Source organism: Pseudomonas sp. B33.4, assembly GCF_034555375.1.
GTDB lineage: Bacteria > Pseudomonadota > Gammaproteobacteria > Pseudomonadales > Pseudomonadaceae > Aquipseudomonas.
Map to the genome: position 1 here is coordinate 3783170 of NZ_CP140706.1, position 19806 is coordinate 3802975.

21 protein-coding genes are annotated in these 19806 nt (G+C 59.8%); 5 read left to right on the top strand and 16 right to left on the bottom strand.

From position 1 onward, the window contains the following. Position 1 precedes the first annotated feature (1 nt). From U6037_RS16590 to U6037_RS16655, 14 genes are all read right to left on the bottom strand, one after another. Positions 2 to 673 (bottom strand): methionine ABC transporter permease, encoded by a 672-nt coding sequence (locus U6037_RS16590; protein ID WP_322843776.1) that lies wholly within the window; start codon positions 671 to 673, stop codon positions 2 to 4. Next, the gene (locus U6037_RS16595; RefSeq protein ID WP_322843777.1) at positions 670 to 1470 is read right to left on the bottom strand and encodes a methionine ABC transporter ATP-binding protein; all 801 of its coding nucleotides are present in this window, start codon (positions 1468 to 1470) and stop codon (positions 670 to 672) included. The genes U6037_RS16590 and U6037_RS16595 overlap by 4 nt, the downstream gene beginning before the upstream one ends. Next, positions 1467 to 2276 carry a MetQ/NlpA family ABC transporter substrate-binding protein gene (locus U6037_RS16600; protein ID WP_322843778.1) on the bottom strand — a complete coding sequence of 270 codons (810 nt, stop codon included), beginning with the start codon at positions 2274 to 2276 and terminating at the stop codon, positions 1467 to 1469. The genes U6037_RS16595 and U6037_RS16600 overlap by 4 nt, the downstream gene beginning before the upstream one ends. 27 nt (positions 2277 to 2303) lie before the next feature. Continuing rightward, positions 2304 to 3350 carry an isopenicillin N synthase family oxygenase gene (locus U6037_RS16605; RefSeq protein ID WP_322843779.1) on the bottom strand — a complete coding sequence of 349 codons (1047 nt, stop codon included), beginning with the start codon at positions 3348 to 3350 and terminating at the stop codon, positions 2304 to 2306. A gap of 396 nt (positions 3351 to 3746) precedes the next feature. After that, positions 3747 to 4664 carry a catechol 1,2-dioxygenase gene (gene catA / locus U6037_RS16610; protein ID WP_322843780.1) on the bottom strand — a complete coding sequence of 306 codons (918 nt, stop codon included), beginning with the start codon at positions 4662 to 4664 and terminating at the stop codon, positions 3747 to 3749. A gap of 163 nt (positions 4665 to 4827) precedes the next feature. Next, a complete protein-coding gene (gene catC, locus U6037_RS16615) occupies positions 4828 to 5118 on the bottom strand; it encodes a muconolactone Delta-isomerase (protein ID WP_322843781.1) in 291 nt (96 codons plus the stop codon). 15 nt (positions 5119 to 5133) lie between these two features. Then, on the bottom strand, positions 5134 to 6255 hold the full coding sequence (locus U6037_RS16620) for a muconate cycloisomerase family protein (protein ID WP_322843782.1): 1122 nt from the start codon (positions 6253 to 6255) through the stop codon (positions 5134 to 5136). A 22-nt stretch (positions 6256 to 6277) separates the two neighbouring features. Next, positions 6278 to 7039, bottom strand: a complete 762-nt coding sequence (locus U6037_RS16625) for a 1,6-dihydroxycyclohexa-2,4-diene-1-carboxylate dehydrogenase (RefSeq protein WP_322843783.1) — start codon at positions 7037 to 7039, stop codon at positions 6278 to 6280. 21 nt (positions 7040 to 7060) lie between these two features. Beyond that, on the bottom strand, positions 7061 to 8074 hold the full coding sequence (gene benC / locus U6037_RS16630; protein WP_322843784.1) for a benzoate 1,2-dioxygenase electron transfer component BenC: 1014 nt from the start codon (positions 8072 to 8074) through the stop codon (positions 7061 to 7063). A 20-nt stretch (positions 8075 to 8094) separates the two neighbouring features. Continuing rightward, positions 8095 to 8583 (bottom strand): benzoate 1,2-dioxygenase small subunit, encoded by a 489-nt coding sequence (gene benB / locus U6037_RS16635; protein ID WP_322843785.1) that lies wholly within the window; start codon positions 8581 to 8583, stop codon positions 8095 to 8097. Next, entirely contained in the window at positions 8583 to 9938 is a 1356-nt protein-coding gene (benA, locus tag U6037_RS16640; protein WP_322843786.1) for a benzoate 1,2-dioxygenase large subunit, read from the bottom strand. Before benA ends, benB begins: the two co-directional genes overlap by 1 nt. Before the next feature lie 142 nt (positions 9939 to 10080). Next, the gene (locus U6037_RS16645; protein WP_322843787.1) at positions 10081 to 11037 is read right to left on the bottom strand and encodes an AraC family transcriptional regulator; all 957 of its coding nucleotides are present in this window, start codon (positions 11035 to 11037) and stop codon (positions 10081 to 10083) included. A gap of 884 nt (positions 11038 to 11921) precedes the next feature. Beyond that, the gene (locus U6037_RS16650; protein WP_322843788.1) at positions 11922 to 12845 is read right to left on the bottom strand and encodes a helix-turn-helix domain-containing GNAT family N-acetyltransferase; all 924 of its coding nucleotides are present in this window, start codon (positions 12843 to 12845) and stop codon (positions 11922 to 11924) included. 68 nt (positions 12846 to 12913) lie between these two features. Beyond that, complete coding sequence (locus U6037_RS16655) at positions 12914 to 13189, bottom strand: hypothetical protein (protein WP_322843789.1); 276 nt, start codon at positions 13187 to 13189, stop codon at positions 12914 to 12916. Between the two features lie 147 nt (positions 13190 to 13336). On the opposite strand from U6037_RS16655, the gene U6037_RS16660 reads away from it, so the two are divergent. Further along, complete coding sequence (locus U6037_RS16660; protein ID WP_322843790.1) at positions 13337 to 14173, top strand: AraC family transcriptional regulator; 837 nt, start codon at positions 13337 to 13339, stop codon at positions 14171 to 14173. A gap of 55 nt (positions 14174 to 14228) precedes the next feature. Beyond that, a complete protein-coding gene (locus U6037_RS16665) occupies positions 14229 to 14825 on the top strand; it encodes a LysE family translocator (RefSeq protein ID WP_322843791.1) in 597 nt (198 codons plus the stop codon). A gap of 68 nt (positions 14826 to 14893) precedes the next feature. Here U6037_RS16665 and U6037_RS16670 read toward each other — a convergent pair whose 3' ends face one another. Both U6037_RS16670 and U6037_RS16675 read right to left on the bottom strand, forming a co-directional pair. Then, a complete protein-coding gene (locus U6037_RS16670) occupies positions 14894 to 15151 on the bottom strand; it encodes a hypothetical protein (protein ID WP_249122227.1) in 258 nt (85 codons plus the stop codon). Between the two features lie 64 nt (positions 15152 to 15215). After that, positions 15216 to 15983 carry an AraC family transcriptional regulator gene (locus U6037_RS16675; protein ID WP_322843792.1) on the bottom strand — a complete coding sequence of 256 codons (768 nt, stop codon included), beginning with the start codon at positions 15981 to 15983 and terminating at the stop codon, positions 15216 to 15218. Positions 15984 to 16214: 231 nt separating this feature from the next. Between U6037_RS16675 and U6037_RS16680 the strand changes: the two genes are divergently transcribed. Genes U6037_RS16680 through U6037_RS16690 form a run of 3 tightly spaced genes read left to right on the top strand, consistent with a single transcriptional unit; the run spans position 16215 to position 19792 of the window. Beyond that, positions 16215 to 17840: an APC family permease gene (locus U6037_RS16680; RefSeq protein WP_322843793.1), complete on the top strand. Its 1626-nt coding sequence runs from the start codon at positions 16215 to 16217 to the stop codon at positions 17838 to 17840. A 22-nt stretch (positions 17841 to 17862) separates the two neighbouring features. Continuing rightward, the gene (locus U6037_RS16685) at positions 17863 to 18789 is read left to right on the top strand and encodes a 4-hydroxyproline epimerase (protein WP_322843794.1); all 927 of its coding nucleotides are present in this window, start codon (positions 17863 to 17865) and stop codon (positions 18787 to 18789) included. Between the two features lie 55 nt (positions 18790 to 18844). Next, positions 18845 to 19792: a dihydrodipicolinate synthase family protein gene (locus tag U6037_RS16690; RefSeq protein WP_322843795.1), complete on the top strand. Its 948-nt coding sequence runs from the start codon at positions 18845 to 18847 to the stop codon at positions 19790 to 19792. Positions 19793 to 19806: the final 14 nt, after the last annotated feature.

Below are 19806 nucleotides of genomic sequence, written 5' to 3' on the forward strand. Positions count from 1 at the left end.
CTTAGCGGCGATGCGCCAGCGAACGAACCAACCGATCGCCCAGGCTTTGCACGCCCTGAACGAGGATCACCAACACCACCACCGTGGCAACCATCACTTCATTGTTGAAACGCTGATAGCCGTAACGGATCGCCAGATCACCCAGCCCGCCGCCACCGATCACCCCGGCCATCGAGGAAAAACCGATCAGCATCACCAGCGTCAGCGTGATACCCGCAAGCAATGCCGGCAGCGCTTCGGGCAACAGCACTTTGAAGATCACATGACCGATGTCGCCGCCCATGGCGAGGATCGCTTCGATGCGACCCTTGTCGACTTCGTCCAGAGCGTTTTCGACGATGCGCGCGAAAAACGGAAACGCGCCGATGGTGATTGGCACCACGGCGGCGGTGCTGCCCAGCGTTGTGCCGACCAGCAGCCGTGTCAGCGGAATCAACGCAATCAGCATGACCACGAACGGCAGTGAGCGGCCGAGGTTAACCACACTACCCAGCGCGGCATTCAAGCGTGGCAACGGCAACAGTCCGTCGCGACGACTGATGAACAGCAACACGCCCAGCGGTAAGCCGATCAGCAGCGTGAACAGCCCCGCAAGCAAGACCATGTACAGGGTTTCACCGGTGGCGTTGAACACCAGTTGCAGGATTTCATCCCAATTGACCGTGCGGTTCATGAGTGCGCCGCCCGTACGCCGTATTGTTTTAGAAAACTCAGGCCCGGCTCAGCGTGGCCCAACGGCAAACCGCAAGTCGGGCGCAGCGAAGCGCCCAGTTGCGATTGCGCATCGGCCAGCAATCGTGGCACCGGCCCGGCTTCGACCAGACGTCCGTTGGCCATGAAGGCCGCGTGGTCGCAGATCGACTTGACCACCTCCAGTTCGTGGGTGATCAGCACGATGGTCACGCCCAGTTGCCGATTGATGTCGCGCAGCAGTTCAAGGATCGATTCGGTGGTTTCCGGGTCGAGCGCACTGGTGGCTTCGTCCGAGAGCAGGTACGCCGGCTCTGCGGCGAGGGCGCGGGCAATGCCGACGCGCTGTTTCTGCCCGCCGGACAATTGCGAGGGAAAGGCCTGCGCCTTATCACTCAAACCGACCAGTTCCAGCAATTCGCGAACCCGCACGTGGCGCCACGGTTTGCCGACATTGGCGATCTCCAGCGGCACCGCGATGTTGTCGAAAACGGTGCGCGAATGCAGCAGGTTGAAGCCCTGGAAGATCATGCCAATGCGCTGACGCTGGCGGCGCAAATCGCTGACCGACAGCGTCGTCAGGTCGATGCCATCGAGCAGAATGCGTCCGCTGTCCGGACGTTCCAGCAGGTTAAGACAACGCAGCAACGTCGACTTGCCCGCCCCGCTACGCCCGAGAATCCCGTAGACCGCGCCGTCGGGAATACTCAGCGAGACCTGATCCAGCGCCGGTTGCGTGGCCGAGGGGTAGGTCTTACTCACCTGCTCGACGGCGATCATGGTTTGCCGCCCGCCACCGGAATCACCGAACCTGCGAAGTTATCGGTGATGTACTTGGCGACCTCGGGCGACGTCAGATCCCTGGCCAATTGCGCGATACGCGGGTCGTGCTCCAGCTTCGGCGTAGTCACCAGAATATTGGCGTAAGGATTGTGCTCGGCTTTCTCCAGACCCAAGGCATCCTTGGCCGGCACCAGGCCTGCGTCGAGCGCGTAGTTGCCGTTGATCACGGCCAGATCGACGTCATCCAGCGAGCGCGGAATCTGCGGTGATTCGATCTCGAGAATCTTCAGCTGTTTCGGGTTCTCGGCGATGTCCTTGGGCGTTGCCTGATCGGCCGCCGGATCGTTGAAGCCGGGTTTGAGTTTGATCAGGCCATTGTCCTGCAACAGGTACAGCGCGCGACTCAGGTTGGTGACATTGTTGGGCACGGCGACGGTGCCTTTTACCGGCACGTCAGCGAAGCTTTTGTGCCGGTGCGAGTAAATGCCCAAGGGTTCGATATGCACCGTGGCGGCCACCGCGAGTTTTTCGCCGAGGGCCTTTTCCTGGGATTTCAGGTACGGCAAGTGCTGAAAGTAATTGGCGTCGACGTCACCGTGCACCAACAGCTCGTTGGAGTTCACTCCGTTGGGGATCTCGATGACTTTGAGATTGAGCTGCGGATCGATTTTCTGGATATACGCCAGAATCTGCGCGTGGGGCACCGGGTCGGCGGCGACGCGCAGCGGCTCCAGCGCCTGCGAACCGAACGACGTCAGCAGCGCGCCGAGCACGGCCAGGGTCAAACCTGCTTTGTTGATCATGTGCGGAGTCCTTGAGCGAGTGATGAGTCAGGCGGATTTGCGAACGGGCGGTGGCGGCAGCAGCGCATCGGCGTAGAAGCGCTGGGCGACATCGGGATGCGAGCGCAGACGACCCTTGAGGTAGTTCCAGCCGACATCGCGAAACAGCGGATTGAGCGGATCACTCGCCGGCCCGCGCGCCTCGCGCAACAGTGCGGTGGGCAACGGATACAGCGGCACCACGGCGTCCAGTTGCGCGCCGAGGAAGAACGCGACAGACAGGCGTTCGCTACCCGCCGGTGGCGAAACCACGCGATGCACCGTGGCCCGCAGATAACCGTTGCTGGCCAGCTCAAGCAGTTCGCCGATGTTCACCACCAGGGTGTTCTCGCGCGGCAACGCATCGATCCAGCGGCCCTCTTCGATCTCGACCTGCAGACCGGCCTGCTGGTCTTGCAGGAGGAAGCTGAGGAAACCTGAGTCCTTGTGTGCGCCGACGCCTTGATGGCTCGACTCGCTGGACTGGCCGGGATAGCGCATCAACTTGATGTGTTCGTTGGGTTTGTCGCCGTAGAGTTGATCGAACGCATCGGCGCGCAGCGACAACGCCTGAGCGAACGCACGCAGCAGGCGCAACGACATCCGCGTCATCGCCTCTTGCCATTCCAGCAGCAACGGTTTCAGTTCCGGCAGTGCCGCCGGCCATTGATTGGGACCTTGCAGCCGCGCCCAGAACGGGCTGTCCGCTGTCAAGGGCAGCGCCTCGCGCTCGGCACCCAGATCGAACTGTTCACGCAGATCGGGCTGGCCACGGGTGATCTCCGAGGCGGCCCGGTTGTAACCGCGAAAGTGCGGCGAGTTGATCATGCCGACGGCGGTTTTCTCGCTGTCGGGCAAGGCGAAGAATTGATGGGCGTGGGCCTGCACTTGCTTGAGCAAGTCATTGTCGATGCCATGCCCGGTCAGGTAGAAGAAGCCGACGTCACGGGCGGCGTGGCGCAGGTTTTCAAGAAACTCGTAGCGCTGCTGCGCCGTGCCTTCGAACAGCGACAGGTCCAGCGTTGGTAATGCGGTGATATCGAGGGTATGCGGCATGATTCACTCCCGTGTGAATCAAACCTGAAGAACCTGTGATCGATTCAGCGTGTGCCGTCATGGCAATCGGGGGTCTATCGGTTTGATGCGTTTTGATTCGTCGTTGCGACAAAACTAAACGATCTTAAAAATACTGAGCCAATATCTTTTTCGCATTACCTTAGGCCCGATTTCCCCTCACCCCAGCCCTCTCCCAGAGGGAGAGGGAGCCGACCGAGGTGTATATCGCGATACATCGACCTGAACGACCGAGTCGATTATGGATTCGGCACAAACTGTTCAGGTCGGCGTAGCACGGTACAAAACGTTCAGGTCGACGTAGCGCTCAAGATCACCCCGATCAGTCCCCTCTCCCTCTGGGAGAGGGTTAGGGTGAGGGGCACTGACGACTCGGTATCAAGCGTCTTGCAACGCACGCGGCCGTTGGCTGCGTTGCTCAGCACTGGCGTCCGGCGCGGGTTGCAACTGGAAGTCGAACTTCAGCTCGGCAAAACGCCCCAACGCCGCGTCCTCACGAAACACCACCTCCCCAACCAACCCTTCACGGGTCGCATAGGCGAAGTCATCCCACAAATACTGATCACCCGACAGATTGATCTGCGTCGTCAGGTGCCGATGCCCCGGCGCGCTGATGAAGAAGTGCACATGGGCCGGGCGCTGGCCATGGCGGCCGAGTTGGTTCAGGCATTCCTGGGTCGGGCCTTGCGGGTCGCAGCCATAACCGGACGGGACGATGCTGCGAGCGCGGTAGCGGCCTTCGGCGTCGGTAATGATGCGTCGACGCAGGTTGTACTCGGACTGGCTCGGGTCGAAAAACGAGTACGTGCCCTTGGTGTTGGCGTGCCACAGGTCAACCGTGGCACCGACCAACGGTTGGCCGTGAAGATCGAACACCTGGCCTTCGAGGAGCATCACCGTGGCGACGCCCTCCTCGCTGCCGTCATCCATGCGGCACTCGCCTTCACACAGCGGCGCGCCGGCCACGTAGAGCGGGCCTTCGATGGTGCGCGGTGTGCCGCCGGTCAAACCGATCTGCGCGTCCTTGGCGTCCTGCAACAGGTCGATAAAATGCTCGATTCCGAGGCCGGCAACCAGCAGTCCGGCTTCCGAACGCGCGCCGAGTCGGTTGAGATAGTCGACCGCTTTCCAGAATTCGTCATCACTGATGTCGAGGTCTTCGATGATCTTGGCGCTGTCCTGCAAGATGCGCAGGACGATGGTTTTCAGGCGGGAATTACCCTCGTCGTTGGCGAAACCGGCGGCTTCTTTGAAGAAGGCTTGCAGCTCGGCGGTGTGGGCAATTTTCACGGTCATGGTGGTTACCTCATCTTGTTGTTTTGTCGACGCAGTTCTTGAGTTCCAGCACCGTCCCTTGTAGGAGTGAGCCTGCTCGCGATAGCGGTCTGCCAGTTACCATCAATGCTGAATGACACACCGCTATCGCGAGCAGGCTCACTCCTACAGGGACCGGGTTGGGTCAGCGGTCGTCGCTGTGGATCGACGACGGATGCCGGCAGAGGCCGTCGACCTCGATCTCCATGTAGGGAAACAAAGGCAAGCGCATTAGCGTGTCGTGCAGCGCCTCGACGCTCGGCACATCGAACACGCTGTAATTGGCGTAGTGCCCGGCGATGCGCCACAAGTGCCGCCAGACGCCATCGCGTTGCAGCCGTTGGGCCAGTTCCTTCTCGTCAGACTTGAGCCGATTGGCCAGAGACGGGTCCATATCGACGGGCAACTTCACGGTCATTTTTACGTGGAACAACATGGTGGCTCTCCTGATTCAGTGGCGGCGAAAACGCGCCAGACGCTCTTCGTCCAGCGTCAGGCCAAGGCCCGGAGTTCGCGGGATGTGCAGGTGGAAATCGCGGTACTGCGGCGTTTCTGTGACGATGTCTTCGGTCAGCAACAACGGGCCGAACAGTTCGGTGTCCCAGGTCAATTGTTTGAGCGTGAGGAAGGCGTGCGCCGAGGCCAGCGTGCCGATGGAGCCTTCAAGCATGGTGCCGCCGTACAACGCGATGCCCGCTGCCTCGGCGATTTGTGCGGTGCGCAACACGGCACGCGGGCCGCCGTTCTTGGCGATTTTCAGGGCGAACACACTGGCGGCGCCGTCGGCAGCGAGGCTGAAAGCATCCTCGACGCTTTCGATCGATTCATCGGCCATGATCGGTGCCGGACTGCGCTGGTTCAGACGAATCTGTCCGGAACGATTGACCCGCGAGATCGGCTGCTCAATCAGGTCAATACCGTTGGCACCCAAGACCTGACAGCCACGAATCGCTTGGGATTCATCCCAATACTGGTTGACGTCGACCCGCACACTCGCGCGCTCGCCCAAGGCTTTTTTGATCGCTATGACGTGCTTGAGATCATGCTCCAGCGGGTTGGCGCCGATCTTCAGTTTGAAGATGCGATGGCGGCGCGCGTCGAGCATCTGTTCGGCTTCGGCAACGTCGCGGGCGGTGTCGCCACTGGCCAGGGTCCAGGCCACTTCGAGGCTGTCACGTACACGGCCGCCGAGCAGTTCGCTGACCGGCAGACCGAGGCGCTTGCCTTGAGCATCGAGCAATGCGCTTTCGATGCCGGACTTGGCGAAAGTATTGCCCTTGGCGATCTTGTCGAGCCGCTGCATCGCCGCGTTGATATTGTTCGCTTCCATGCCGACTAACACCGGCGCCAAGTGCGCGTCGATATTGGCTTTGATGCTTTCCGGGCTTTCATAACCGTAAGCTAGACCGCCGATGGTGGTGGCTTCGCCGATACCTTCAATACCATCGCTGCAGCGCAGACGCAGAATCACCAGAGTCTGCTTCTGCATCGTGTGCATCGCCAGCTTGTGCGGGCGGATGGTTGGCAGGTCGACGATGATGGTCGACAGGCTTTCAATCAGAATTCGCTGCATGTCTGTGTCCTTTACAGAGTGATCAACCAAGGTCGCCGCCACCGACCGGCAGGGTCACGCCGGTGATGTACGAGGCGTCATCGGAAGCCAGAAAGAGGATCGCGCCGACCTGTTCGTCGAGGCTGCCGTAGCGCTTCATCAGGCTGCTGTCGAGGGTTTGCGCGACGATTTCCTGATACCAGGCTTGCTCCTGCGCCGACTGTTCGCCGGCATTGCGCGGGATGCGCCGGGGCGGTGCTTCGGTGCCGCCCGGAGCCGTGGCGTTGACGCGGATGCCACGCTCGGCGTTTTCAAAGGCCAGGCACGCGGTGAGTGCGTTGATACCGCCCTTGGCCGCACCGTAAGGCACGCGATTGACGCTGCGGGTAGCAATCGATGAAACATTGACGATGGCGCCGCATCCTTGTTTGAGCATGTATGGCAGTGCGGCGTGGCAACACCACAGGGTCGGGAACAGCGAACGGCGCACTTCCGCTTCGATCTGTTCGACTTCGTAGTGTTCGAACGGCTTGGCCCAGATCGTGCCGCCGACGTTGTTGATCAAAATGTCGAGACGGCCAAACGTGTTGATGGCTTCGGCCATGACCCGCGCGCAATCGGCGTATTGCTCAAGGTCGGCGGTCAGCGCGAGAACGCCCTCGCCTTGCAGTTCGTGAACCAGTTCGGAGCGGTCGACGGCAACCACTTGCGCACCTTCGCGTAACAAGCGTTCGCACACACGGCGGCCGATACCCTGCGCCGCGCCGGTGACCAGCGCGACCTTGTTGGAGAATCTGTTGTTCATGACAACCTCGAAATAAGGGTTTCAGGCAGCCGCTGCGGCGAATTTTTCGTAGTAGAAGTTCGCCGGGGTGATGCCCTGCTCGCGGATGTATTGGCTGACGGCTTCGACCATCGGCGGCGGGCCGCAGAGGTACACGTCGACGTCGCCCTCATTGAGATGGCGTGGCTCGATGTGCTGGGTGACGTAGCCCTTGAGCGGATGCGCGCTCTGCGGGTTGGCCACGCAGGCGCCGAAACTGAAGTTCGGAATGCGGGCGGCGAAGGCTTCGAGACGATCGAGTTCGACCAGATCGAAATCATTGGTCACGCCGTAGATCAAATGCACGGGATAATCGCTGCCCTGCTCGGCGATTTTCTCCAGCATGGCGGTGAACGGTGCCAGGCCCGTGCCGCCCGCCAACAGCAACAGCGGTCGGCGGATTTCGCGCAGATAAAAACTACCCAAAGGACCGGCCAGGTTCATGCTGTCGCCAGCCTTGGCCAGGCCGGTGAGAAAGCTGCTCATCAGGCCACCGGGCACGTTGCGAATCAGGAAGCTGACCTCGCCGTTCTTCTGCAACGAGCTGAAGGAATAAGCGCGAGTCTGCGCGCTGCCCGGCACTTGCAGATTGACGTATTGACCCGGCAGAAACGCCAGTTTGCTCAGTGCCTCGCCCTTGATCGACAGCGCGATGGTGCTCTCGGACAACTGCCGGACAGCGCTGATCGAGGCCTGGAAACTGGCCTGTTCGGTCTTGCACAGCTGCGAGCCGGCCGGCACGCGGACGACGCAATCGCTGGCGGCGCGCATCTGGCAGGTCAGCACATAACCTTGCGCGAGTTCGTCGGCGCTCAAGGCGTCTTCGATGTAGTTGTCGCCCATGTCATAACGCCCGGCCTCGGCGAAACATTTGCAGGTGCCGCAAGCGCCATCGCGGCAGTCCAGCGGGATGTTGATGCCTTGGCGATACGCCGCGTCGGCCACAGTTTCATGGCCGCCAGCCTCGATGAAACGGGTGACGCCGTCTTCAAAATTAAGCGCAATCTGGAAATTCATGGTGCACCTCGTCGTGTCGACTAGATGTGGTAAATATCGATGACCTGACGGACGTAATCGTTTTTCAGCACGACTTTCTTGGACGTGATCAGCGGCTGTTCGCCGCGCAGATCGAGGGTGTAGAAACTGCTGCCGAAGTAGCTGTCAGTGACCTGGTAGCGAAAGCTCAGGGTGTGCCAGTTGAAACGCACCTGGCACTGGCCGTCGCCCTGCTCGACGATCTCGATGTTGCTCAGGTTGTGTGAGGTGCGAGTGTCGGGAATGGTCGCGCTGGAGCGCTCGGTCTTGATCCGGAAGATGCGGTCTTCGAGGCCGCCACGGTTGCCGTACCAGATCAGCGAGATTTCGCTTTGCGGGTCTTCGGTAAGCGTGTCGTTGTCGTCCCAGGCCGGCATCCAGAAGGTCGCATCCGCGGCGTACAGCTCCAGCCATTGATCCCATTGGCCGTCATCGAGATAGCGCGCTTCGCGGTAGAGAAAGTCGCGCACGGTGTCGTGAAGGTTGCTCATCACACGGCCTCCACGGGAATCAGCTGTGGCTCGGTGGCAGCGGCTTTGAGCATGGTTTCCTGCCAGTACTTGTGTTGCAGCACAAACAGGCCTTCGTCTTCGGTACGCATGCCCGAGAGCAGCGGCTTCAGATCGATTTCTTCGGCGGCGGCGTCGGCGCCTTCGACCCAATGGGTCGCGCCACGGGACATGTCATTCCAGCCGCGCCCGGCGCCGTAACCGGTCTGACACGAGCGGAACTCTTCGAGGTCATCCGGTGTGGCCATGCCGCTGACGTTGAAGAAATCTTCATACTGCCGAATGCGTTTGGCGCGGGCTTCGGCGCTCTCGCCTTTGGGGGCGATGCAGTAAATGGTGATTTCAGTCTTGTCGACCGAGATTGGCCGGGCGATGCGGATCTGTGAACTGAACTGGTCCATCAGATACACGTTCGGGTACAGGCACAGGTTGCGCGAGTTTTCGATCATCCAGTCGGCACGGGCCTGACCGAAATCACGGGCCAGTTCATCGCGGCGCTCATAGGCGGGGCGGTCTTCGGGGTTGGCCCAGCGAGTCCAGAGCAGCAGATGGCCGTGATCGAAGGAGTAAAAACCGCCGCCCTTCTTCGCCCAACTGCCGGCGCTCATGGTCTTGATTGCTTCACCGGCTTCGCGCTGCTGGCGCTGGTTCTGGGTGGCGGCGTAGTTCCAGTGCACCGAGCTGACATGGTAGCCATCGGCGCCATTTTCAGCGGTGAGTTTCCAGTTGCCTTCGTAAATGTAAGAGCTGGAACCGCGCAGCACTTCCAGGCCTTCTGGCGACTGGTCGACGATCATGTCGATGATTTTTGCCGACTCGCCCAGATGTTCGGTGAGAGATTTCACATCGGCATTCAGGCTGCCGAACAGAAAACCGCGATAGGACTCGAAACGCGCGACCTTGGTCAGGTCATGCGAGCCTTCGCAGTTGAAACCTTGCGGGTAACCGGCTTCGCTCGGGTCTTTGACCTTGAGCAGTTTGCCGCTGTTGTTGAACGTCCAGCCGTGGAACGGGCAGGTGTAGCTGGAGCGGTTGCCGGACTTGTGCCGGCAGAGCATGGCGCCGCGATGGCTGCAGGCATTGAGGAACGCATTGAGTACACCGTCCTTGTTGCGCGCGATGAAGATCGGCTGGCGCCCCATGGTGGTGGTCAGAAAATCGTTGTTGTTGGGGAGCTGGCTTTCGTGGGCGAGGTAAATCCAGTTGCCTTCGAAGATGTGCGCCATCTCCAGTTCGAACAGACGCGGATCGGTGAACATCTCCCGCTTGCAGCGGTAGGCGCCCTTCTCCTTGTCTTCTTCAAGCATGGCATTGAGGTAGTCGATTCCCAGGGACATGGCCGGGGCCTCCATTGTTATTGTTCAGGCCAGGTCAGATTAGGGAGGCGCAGCACGGGGCAATAGCCGAATCCTGCAGATCACTATCCGATTTGTGCAGGATGGCGCGGCAGGTGATTCGGGGAAGTTTCAGCGGGGAGTGTTAGTGGCGGCGCTTGAAGGTCTGCGACGGCAGTTCACCAAACTGCTGGCGATAGCTTTCGGAGAAACGGCCCAAATGCAGGAAGCCGTAGTCCAGCGCCAGCTCGGTGAGGTTGCGCACCGGGCAGCTCGGGTCACTGAGGCAGGCGTGGATGCGCGCAAGCTTGCGTTGGCGGATGTATTGCATCGGCGTGACGCCCAGTTGGCGTTCAAACAAGGTGTACAGCGAGCGCGGGCTCATGCTCGCCTGTGCGGCCAAATGTTCGGCCGGCAAATCCAGTTTCAGATTGCGCTCGATGTAATCGACGACGCGTTCAAAGCTGACGTTCGGTGCACTCAGGCATTCACGGCTGACGTTGGTGTTCATCAGCGAGATCAGTTTGCTGCCGATGATCTGTGCGTAATGCTCCTGCACCCGCAGCAACGGGTCGCTGGCCTCGGCTTCCTGACAGATCATCGCCAGCAGGTTGGTGAAGCCTTCCAGTTCATCGAGCTGATAGTGATTGCGCAGGAAACGGATACCGCTTGCCGGACGCTGCCAGCGCTGCTCGTCGCACACCGATTCAAGCACGCTGACCGGCACCTTGAGGATGAATTTCTCGCAATCATCCGAGTAAGTCAGATCGACCGGATCATCCGGGTTGATCAACAGCAACTCGCCCGGCACCAGATGCTGCTCGCGCTTGTGCCCGCGCCACAGGCAATTGCCTTGCAGCAGCACTTGCAGGTGGTAAACGGTCTCCAGGGCCACGGAGGTCACGCGTACGCTGCCGCCATAGCTGATGCGGGCCAGATCGAGATTGGCAAGTTTGCGATGGTTGAGGCTGGCTTGCGGGTGGGCGGTTCTGGACAGGCCGATGAAGTGCTGGCCGACGTGCTGATTGACGTAGTCGGAGACGGCATAAGGGTCAGCGTGACGGAACACGCTGCTGCGATCGCTCAGCAGATGGCTGTCCATGGGGCATTGCTCGTTGTTGTCGTTATTTTGGGATCACGGGGTTTCAGGCATCACGACTCACAGTACGCCGGAGTGTCACGGTGGGCAATTGGACGAAGGTTTGGGTACTCGATAATCGAACACTTTTTGTGGGCGGTGGAGACGCTTTGGGACAACACCCACACATGTCGACGAAATGCCCTACAGGGTCAAGAGATCGAACTTGCAGAACTCCTACTAATGACAGGTTATTTACCACAAAAAAAACCCGTTTCAGTCGAAACTGAAACGGGCTTCTCCCACTTCAACGACCGTTACTTCAGGTCGTCAAAGTGGTCTCGCAGGAACTCGTAAAAGCGAAAGGCTTTAAACAATCTCCATACAAGGCTCAGCGCACGCAGCAAAAGCTTCATACGTTTTGGCCTCCAGGGCTGGGGGCCAAACCTCCAGCAAGCTTACCGGACCATGCTTGCTTTCAGCCTGAACGTCAGTTCGACTAGTGAGGCGGCCGGTTGAAAGCCCTCTGAGCCATCATCCCGGCACGGGTGCAAAACCGTGTCAAAGGGAAAGAAACTGTTAAGTTTTCCAGCCAGATCTCACTACCGAACCAACATATGAGCGCCTGCATCATAACCTCAATAAAAGGATTTCATGCAGAGAGTTCTATTGCCTTTGTAAACCGTTATTTCTGTCTGTTTATTAGAATAAACATATCTGGAAAAAGTCGTTCAAAAAAAGCTATTACCGTTGCAAGGTGGCGCAAAGGCTCATACTATCCTCACACGTCAGTTCGGCTAGTGAAGCAACAAACCTCGGTCGCAAACCAAGGTTTACAAAAAAACCACCTCGCTAAGGTGGTTTTTTTTTCGTCTGCCTTTTCACTGCACCCGACGACGAAAAACAGATCACAACACCCGCGCCCACGTCTGACTCACCAGATCCTTGCCAAAGCTGTGAACCGCCTCCTCCTCCACCAATTCAAATCCGGCCTGCTGATAAATCTTGCGCGCTGCCGTCAGGTTGCTGGTCGTCCACAAGGTCATTTTCTGGTAACCAACCTGACGGGCGAAACGCAGGCACTCCTCGACCAGACGACTGCCAATGCCCAAGCCCCGCGCACTGGCGTCGACGTAGAGCATGCGCAGTTTGGCGGTGGTGGCATCCTGGCGAACGATGAACACGGAGCCGATGACCTTGCCGTCCTTTTCCGCAATCCAGCAGCGCTCGCAGCTCGGGTCATAATCGCGCAGGTACTTGGCGACCACCTCGGCCACCAGCGCCTCGAACTCCGAATTCCAGCCGTATTCGCGGGTATAGAGTGCGGCTTGTTGTTGCATCACCGTGCCCATGTCGCCCGGCTGCGGATCTCGCAACAGGTAAGTTGAGTCCTTGCTGCCCTCCAGCAGTGTCTGGATCAGCGTCATGGCGCCGATCAGTTGTTTTTGCTGCGGTTCAGGCAATCGCTCGAGCATGGCGACGATCTGTTCGCGGGAGGCCTTTTCCAGCGGGACCAGAATTTCGCGCCCGAGGTCGGTGAGGTGCAATTGTGCAGCGCGGGCGTCCGTGGGCGACGGAACTTTCTGAATCAGTCCGCGCTTTTCGAAACCGCTGATGATCCGGCTCATGTAGCCGGCGTCCAGGCCGAGCATCTGGCGCAGATCGGCGCTGGTCAGGTCACCCCGTGAGGCCAGCTCATACAAAATGCGTAGCTCGGTCAGCGAGTAGTCGCTTTGCAGCAGATGTTCCTGCAATACGCCGATCTGATGGGTGTAGAAGCGATTGAAGCCGCGCACGACGTCGGCTTGCTCGAGTAGATGAGTACTGGACATGACGAAAGCTCATTTAGTTGCTTCAGGCAACTATATATTTGCCTAAAGCAACCATGTCAACAGAAGAACTAGCGACACTTGGCCAACACCACCTGGCAGGTGTCCGGCGTACCTCTGGAACGCCCGGCATACCGGATGCAGTTGTTCAGCGATTTTTGTCGAGCGATGTTCAGACTGGAGCCCCAGGCCAGGCCGCCCTCGCCGACCGTTGGCAAGGCTTTGGCGTAGCAACTGTCGCCGACGCCTGAGGGCGGATAGTGTTTGCGGTTTGAGCAGGCTGTCGTTAGCGTCAGGCTGAGCGCGATCAGGATGGGCAGGAGCCACAGCGAGCGTCGGTCGATCATCGCGTTTCACCTGTCGCCAGAGGGACGTGTTTTATCGAGTTTAGCGGGTTGCCCTGCCCCATCTGCACAAATCTTCTAAACGCTCTTCACCGTTGCGCGGTATTTTATCGAGCCGCACCTTTCAAAGCCGAGCCTCGGGAGCCTTCCATGGATAAACGCAACTGGATCGAGCTGTCCCAGGATGGCGATACCGGGATCGAATCGATTCGAGCTCACTTCGAGGGACACGCCTACGATCCACACTGGCATGACAGTTTCCTCGTCGGCGTCACCGAACAAGGTGTGCAGCAATTCAATTGCCGCCGCGTGCGCCATCGCAGTACGCCGGGCAACGTGTTCCTGCTGGAGCCGGGGGAAATCCACGATGGCCAGGCGCCGACCGAGGAAGGTTTCACCTATTCGATGCTCTACCTCGATCCGCACTGGCTGGAGCGTGAAATGCACGCGCTGTTCGAAGACGCACCGTCCGACAGCCAGCCCGGTTTTGCCGACACGCTGAGTCAGGACCCGCGCCTGGCCACAGCGATCAATCAAGCTTTTCATGCGCTGCATGACGGCGATCTGCGCATCGTCCGCCAGACCGCCGTCGACGGCCTGCTAGGCTCGCTCACGCGCCATCTCGCTTGGCGCAAACGTCAGGATTTCGATCCGCGCCTGCCTTTGGTCGCCCAAATGGCACGGGACTTTCTGCACGCGCATACCTATGAAGATATCGGTCTCGATGACCTCGCCCGGGTCTGCGGGGTGGATCGCTTTCGTCTGAGCCGCGCGTTCAAGACAGCCTTTGGCCTGGCTCCTCACGCGTACCTGATCCAATTGCGCCTGGCCAAGGCGCGGCAATTGCTGGCGCGCGGCGAAACGCCGGCACAGGTCGCCAGCGTGCTCGGCTTTGCTGATCAGAGTCATCTCGGTCGCTGGTTCCGCCGCGCCTACCAACTCACCCCTGCCGACTACCGCAAGCGCTGCTCAAACCTTCCAGACTGACGCATACCGACTGGCGATCATGGCTGCCTGTGTTCATTTTCAGGAAATCCGGATCATGGCGTCATTACTGCCCTTTCTGCTGTTTGCTTTCGTCGCTTCGATCACCCCGGGGCCGACCAATATTCTGGTGTTGAGCCACAGTTCGCGCCAAGGCTTGCTCGCCACGCTGCCGATCATTTTTGGCGCCTGCGCGGCGGCGGCACTGATTGTGCTGGTGGTCGGCCTCGGTGCCGGCGAAACCTTGCTGCGCTACCCGCGCGTGCAGCAAGCCATGGCCTGGGGCGGTGTGCTCTGGTTGAGCTGGCTGGCGTGGCAAATCTTTCGCAGCACACCGCCATCGCTGGACCCCGCAGATACCCAGGAGGAAGGTTTCAGCGTGCTGGGCGCGGCCATACTGCAACTGTTCAATCCAAAGGTGTGGATGATGGCCGTGGCGGTGGTCAGTGTATTTGTCGGCGGTGGTGACAAGACCCTGCGATTGCTGGTGTTGTCGTTGGCATTTCTGCTGGTGTCGTTGCCGTGCATGACGTTCTGGGCATTGCTGGGCGTGGGCAGTGCGCGGCTGATGGGATCGCCAAAGGCGTTCAAGCGGATGAACACGGCACTGGCGTTGTTGCTGCTACTTTCGGCATGGCTGAGCGTATTGACCTGACAACGCTGTCCTTGCAGGAGCAGCCTGCAGCAGCTCCTGCATCGATGTCGCGATATTGTCGTGCAGCATTACTCATCGTTCTGGCTGGTGTCCCAACCGCGATCCCGATAGCTGGTTTTATCGTGCTCTGGAAAATCGGTCGTCCATACTCCCCAATCCATGTATGCGAAGTACTTGGTCATCGCTTCAAAATAGCTGTCGGCGGTGACTTCCCAGACCAGTTTCGACCCCGGTGCAAGAAGCGCTCGCGCCTCATCACCATGAGGCCCGGACACCACAAACAACTCTAAGCCATCAGGCTCCAGCCACAGTTCATGATTCAACATTCATCCTCGCTTCTCCAGATCAGGCCAACAGTACTCGAAAAAACGTTTGCGCCTCAGTCAGTCTCTATCCCGTTGCCTGCCGATACTCGCGCGGAGTGAACCCGGTCGACGCCTTGAACTGGCGGGTGAAGGCGCTGTGATCGGTGTAGCCGCATTGCAGCGCCACGTCGGTAATCGGCAGGTCGGTATGCAGCAATCGGTGCGCGTGTTCGAGGCGCACTTTCTGGATCATCTGCCGTGGCGTCAGGTGGAACACTCGTTTGCAGTAGCGCTCCAGTTGCGCGACTGAAATGCCGGCGATTCGGGTCAGTTCACTGAGGGTGACCCGACGATTGAAATGCGCGCGAATATGCTCATCGACAGCCGCCAGCCGCTCGAATGCCGGATGGGTTTCGCTGGCCGATTGCAGGTCCACGGAAATCCCCGCCAGACCAATGATCACCCCGTCACGGTTGTACAGCGGCTGCTTGTGCGTGAGGCACCAGCCCGGTTCGCGACTGCCGTACAGATGCAGTTCAAGCTGATCTTCCAGCACAAACCCTTCCTCCAGCACCTTGCGATCCTGCTCGGTGTAGCCCGGCCCGAGTTGCGCCGGGAACACCTGTGCACTGGTTTTGCCAAGTAACGGGCGCAAATCCTTCAAGCCACAGCGTTGCACCAGCGTGCGATTGGCGAGTACATAACGGGCTTGCACATCCTTGATGAAAATAGCCGCATTGGGGATCACATCGAGCATCGGCAACAGCAGCGCCGCGCCCGCCAACAGCTCCTCAAGTGTCTGCGGGCGATGCCCATCAATACCTTGAGTCAGGATCGAAAACGCCTGCTGCATCAAACAATCCCCTCGTAACGTGGATGGACAAAGCGCCTGCCATGCGGCCTTCGCGTGCAGATTGCAGCATCGTTCAAGAAGTGTCGAGGGCCACGTTTCGTCTACGCAACTGTGCTGATTTCGTCATTGATCCTGTGACAAAACATCAATCGCCCCACCGTTGATAAGTTCAAAGTCTGGCCGTCCCAGTGACACAACTGCCTATCCAATAACTCACAAGAAGGCGATGCCATGTCAGGCCAAGGCAAGTTCAAAAAACAGCTTTCACTGATCGACCTCACTTTTATCGGGCTCGGTGCGATCTTCGGTTCCGGTTGGCTGTTCGCGGCCAGCCATGTGTCCGCCATCGCCGGGCCGGCGGGGATTTTCTCCTGGTTGCTGGGCGGGTTCGCCGTATTGTTGCTGGGTATCGTTTATTGCGAACTGGGCGCGGCATTACCGCGTGCCGGCGGCGTCGTGCGTTACCCGGTTTACTCCCACGGGCCGCTGCTTGGCTACTTGATGGGCTTCATCACCCTGATTGCGTTTTCCAGCCTGGTGGCGATCGAAGTGGTTGCTTCACGCCAATACGCGGCCGCATGGTTTCCCGAGCTGACCAAGGCTGGCAGCGGCGACCCGACGATTCTCGGCTGGATGGTGCAGTTCGGGCTGCTGTGCGTGTTTTTCCTGCTCAACTACCGCAGCGTGAAAACCTTCGCCAAGGCCAATAATCTGGTCAGCGTGTTCAAGTTCATCGTGCCGTTACTGGTCATCGGCGTGCTGTTCACCTTCTTCAAACCGGCCAACTTCCACGTGCAAGGATTCGCCCCGTTCGGTTTGTCCGGTATCGAAATGGCGGTGTCGGCGGGTGGCGTTATTTTCGCTTATCTGGGGCTGACGCCGATCATCTCGGTGGCCAGTGAAGTGAAGAATCCGCAGCGCACTATTCCCATCGCGTTGATCCTCTCGGTGCTGCTGTCGACGCTGATTTATGTGCTGCTGCAAATGGCCTTTCTCGGCAGCATCCCGACCGAAATGCTCGCCAATGGCTGGGCTGGAATCAGCAAAGAGTTTTCCCTGCCGTACCGCGACATCGCACTGGCACTGGGCGTGGGCTGGCTGGCGTATCTGGTGGTAGCCGACGCGGTGATCTCGCCGAGCGGCTGCGGCAACATCTACATGAACGCGACCCCGCGAGTGATCTACGGCTGGGCGCAGACCGGCACCTTCTTCAAGGTCTTCACCCATATCGATGAGAAGTCCGGCATCCCGCGCCCGGCGCTGTGGCTGACCTTCGCCCTGTCGGTGTTCTGGACCTTGCCGTTCCCGTCATGGGAAGCGCTGATCAACGTGGTCTCCGCCGCGCTGGTGTTGAGCTACGCCGTGGCGCCCGTGTCCGTGGCCGCGCTGCGCCGCAACGCGCCGAATATGCCTCGGCCGTTCCGGGTCAAGTGCATGGGTCTGCTCGGGCCGGTGTCGTTCATCATCGCCGCGCTGATCGTCTACTGGTCGGGCTGGAACACCGTGTCGTGGCTGCTCGGCCTGCAAATCCTGATGTTCGTGGTCTACCTGCTCTGCGGTCGTTTTGTGCCGACCGTCCACCTCAATCTGGCGCGTCAGGTGCGCTCCTCGGCGTGGCTGATCGCCTTCTACGCGGTGACCATCGTGTTGTCGAAACTCGGCACCTTCGGCGGTCTCGGCATCCTCGCCCATCCGTACGACACCCTCGTGGTCGCTGCCTGTGCCACTGGCATTTACTACTGGGGCGCGGCGACCGGCGTACCGGCGCACCTGCTGCGTCTGGAAGAGGACGACGAAGAAAGCGAAGTCGCCGCCCCGGCTTTGACCGTGTCTGCGCGCCCTGCCGGCGCCTACTGAAATCATCCAACGGGATCTATTCATGAAACAACTACACGTCATTGATTCCCACACCGGCGGTGAACCCACGCGTCTGGTGATGACAGGCTTCCCCGATCTGCCCGGCAGCACCATCGCCGAAAAACGTGACGCCTTGCGCACTCAGCATGATCAATGGCGCCGCGCCTGCCTGCTGGAGCCGCGCGGCAACGATGTGCTGGTCGGCGCGTTGTATTGCGCGCCGGTCTCGCCGGACGCGACTTGCGGAGTGATTTTCTTCAACAACGCCGGTTATCTCGGTATGTGCGGCCACGGCACGATTGGCCTGATCAATTCGTTGCAGTACTTGAAAAAAATTCAGCCGGGCATCCACAAAATCGATACACCAGTCGGCCCGGTCAGCGCCACGTTGCATGACGACGGAACCGTCACCTTGGGCAACGTACCCGCCTATCGACATCGCAAACAGGTGCCGGTGGATGTGCCGGGATTCGGCCGCGTCTTCGGTGATATCGCCTATGGCGGTAACTGGTTCTTCCTCGTTTCCGAGCACGGGCAAACGTTGACGATGGACAACGTCGAACACCTCACCGCGTACACCTGGGCCATGCTCAAGGCTCTCGAAGACCAAGGCATTTACGGCGAAGACGGCGCGGTGATCGACCACATCGAACTGTTTGCCGATGACGACGAAGCCGACAGCCGCAACTTCGTCATGTGCCCCGGCAAAGCCTACGACCGCTCACCGTGCGGCACCGGCACCAGCGCCAAACTCGCCTGCCTCGCCGCCGACGACAAGCTGCAACCCGGCGCCACCTGGGTGCAGGCGAGCATCACCGGCAGCCAGTTCGAAGGCCGCTTCGAATGGGACGGCGAACGAGTCCGCCCGTTCATCACCGGCCGCGCTTACATGACCGCCGACAGCACCTTGCTGATCGACGAAGCAGACCCGTTTGCGTGGGGCATCTGAGCCACCGCGCTGACTTTTCACCTCAAATTGAATGATGTGCCAAGGAGTTAAAACAATGAGCGACAACATCTTCACCGGTTGCATGCCGGCCCTGATGACCCCGTGCACCGCCCAGCGCAAACCCGACTTCGATGCGCTGGTGGCCAAGGGTCGCGAGCTGATCGATATCGGCATGAGCGCCGTGGTCTATTGCGGCTCGATGGGCGACTGGCCGCTGCTGACCGAAGCCGAACGTCAGGAAGGCGTGGCGCGTCTGGTCGCTGCCGGGATACCAACCATTGTCGGAACCGGCGCAGTGAACTCTCGTGAAGCGGTTTCCCACGCGGCCCACGCGGCAAAAGTCGGCGCTCAGGGCCTGATGGTAATTCCCCGCGTGCTGTCCCGTGGCGCTTCGGTCACTGCGCAAAAGGCCTACTTTGCGGCAATTCTGCAAGCCGCGCCAAACCTGCCGGCGGTGATCTACAACAGCCCTTACTACGGCTTCGCCACCCGTGCCGATCTGTTCTTCGAACTGCGTCGCGAGTACCCGAACCTGATTGGCTTCAAGGAGTTTGGCGGTGGCGCAGACCTGCGCTACGCCGCCGAAAACATCACCTCCAAGGACGATGACGTGACCTTGATGGTCGGCGTCGACACCCAAGTGGTCCACGGTTTCGTCAACTGCAACGCCACCGGCGCGATCACCGGTATCGGCAACGCCCTGCCCCGCGAGGTGCTGCAACTGGTGGCGCTGAGCAAGCAGGCGGCCAAGGGTGATGCCAAGGCCCGTCGTCAGGCGCGGGAACTGGAATCGGCGCTGGCCGTGTTGTCGTCGTTCGATGAGGGCTGCGATCTGGTGCTGTATTACAAGCACCTGATGGTGCTCAACGGCGACAAGGAATACACCCTGCACTTCAACGAAACCGATACGTTGAGCGATTCGCAGCGGCGTTATGCCGAGAAGCAGTATTCGCTGTTCCGTCACTGGTACGAGAACTGGTCGGCGGAACAGAGTTTCGCCTGACACCGCAAGCCTCA

Bases quoted from the DNA above. Each gene is read 5' to 3' on its own strand.
- U6037_RS16665 (WP_322843791.1), top strand. From the start codon at position 14,229: ATGGCGTCATTACTGCCCTTTCTGCTGTTTGCTTTCGTCGCTTCGATC.
- U6037_RS16680 (WP_322843793.1), top strand. From the start codon at position 16,215: ATGTCAGGCCAAGGCAAGTTCAAAAAACAGCTTTCACTGATCGACCTC.
- U6037_RS16685 (WP_322843794.1), top strand. From the start codon at position 17,863: ATGAAACAACTACACGTCATTGATTCCCACACCGGCGGTGAACCCACG.
- U6037_RS16600 (WP_322843778.1), bottom strand. From the start codon at position 2,276: ATGATCAACAAAGCAGGTTTGACCCTGGCCGTGCTCGGCGCGCTGCTG.
- U6037_RS16675 (WP_322843792.1), bottom strand. From the start codon at position 15,983: ATGCAGCAGGCGTTTTCGATCCTGACTCAAGGTATTGATGGGCATCGC.
- benC (WP_322843784.1), bottom strand. From the start codon at position 8,074: ATGAATTTCCAGATTGCGCTTAATTTTGAAGACGGCGTCACCCGTTTC.
- U6037_RS16595 (WP_322843777.1), bottom strand. From the start codon at position 1,470: ATGATCGCCGTCGAGCAGGTGAGTAAGACCTACCCCTCGGCCACGCAA.
- catC (WP_322843781.1), bottom strand. From the start codon at position 5,118: ATGTTGTTCCACGTAAAAATGACCGTGAAGTTGCCCGTCGATATGGAC.
- U6037_RS16645 (WP_322843787.1), bottom strand. From the start codon at position 11,037: ATGGACAGCCATCTGCTGAGCGATCGCAGCAGCGTGTTCCGTCACGCT.
- U6037_RS16670 (WP_249122227.1), bottom strand. From the start codon at position 15,151: ATGTTGAATCATGAACTGTGGCTGGAGCCTGATGGCTTAGAGTTGTTT.
- U6037_RS16605 (WP_322843779.1), bottom strand. From the start codon at position 3,350: ATGCCGCATACCCTCGATATCACCGCATTACCAACGCTGGACCTGTCG.
- U6037_RS16655 (WP_322843789.1), bottom strand. From the start codon at position 13,189: ATGATCGACCGACGCTCGCTGTGGCTCCTGCCCATCCTGATCGCGCTC.
- U6037_RS16650 (WP_322843788.1), bottom strand. From the start codon at position 12,845: ATGTCCAGTACTCATCTACTCGAGCAAGCCGACGTCGTGCGCGGCTTC.
- U6037_RS16625 (WP_322843783.1), bottom strand. From the start codon at position 7,039: ATGAACAACAGATTCTCCAACAAGGTCGCGCTGGTCACCGGCGCGGCG.
- U6037_RS16590 (WP_322843776.1), bottom strand. From the start codon at position 673: ATGAACCGCACGGTCAATTGGGATGAAATCCTGCAACTGGTGTTCAAC.
- U6037_RS16660 (WP_322843790.1), top strand. From the start codon at position 13,337: ATGGATAAACGCAACTGGATCGAGCTGTCCCAGGATGGCGATACCGGG.
- U6037_RS16690 (WP_322843795.1), top strand. From the start codon at position 18,845: ATGAGCGACAACATCTTCACCGGTTGCATGCCGGCCCTGATGACCCCG.
- U6037_RS16620 (WP_322843782.1), bottom strand. From the start codon at position 6,255: ATGCAGCGAATTCTGATTGAAAGCCTGTCGACCATCATCGTCGACCTG.
- benB (WP_322843785.1), bottom strand. From the start codon at position 8,583: ATGAGCAACCTTCACGACACCGTGCGCGACTTTCTCTACCGCGAAGCG.
- benA (WP_322843786.1), bottom strand. From the start codon at position 9,938: ATGTCCCTGGGAATCGACTACCTCAATGCCATGCTTGAAGAAGACAAG.
- catA (WP_322843780.1), bottom strand. From the start codon at position 4,664: ATGACCGTGAAAATTGCCCACACCGCCGAGCTGCAAGCCTTCTTCAAA.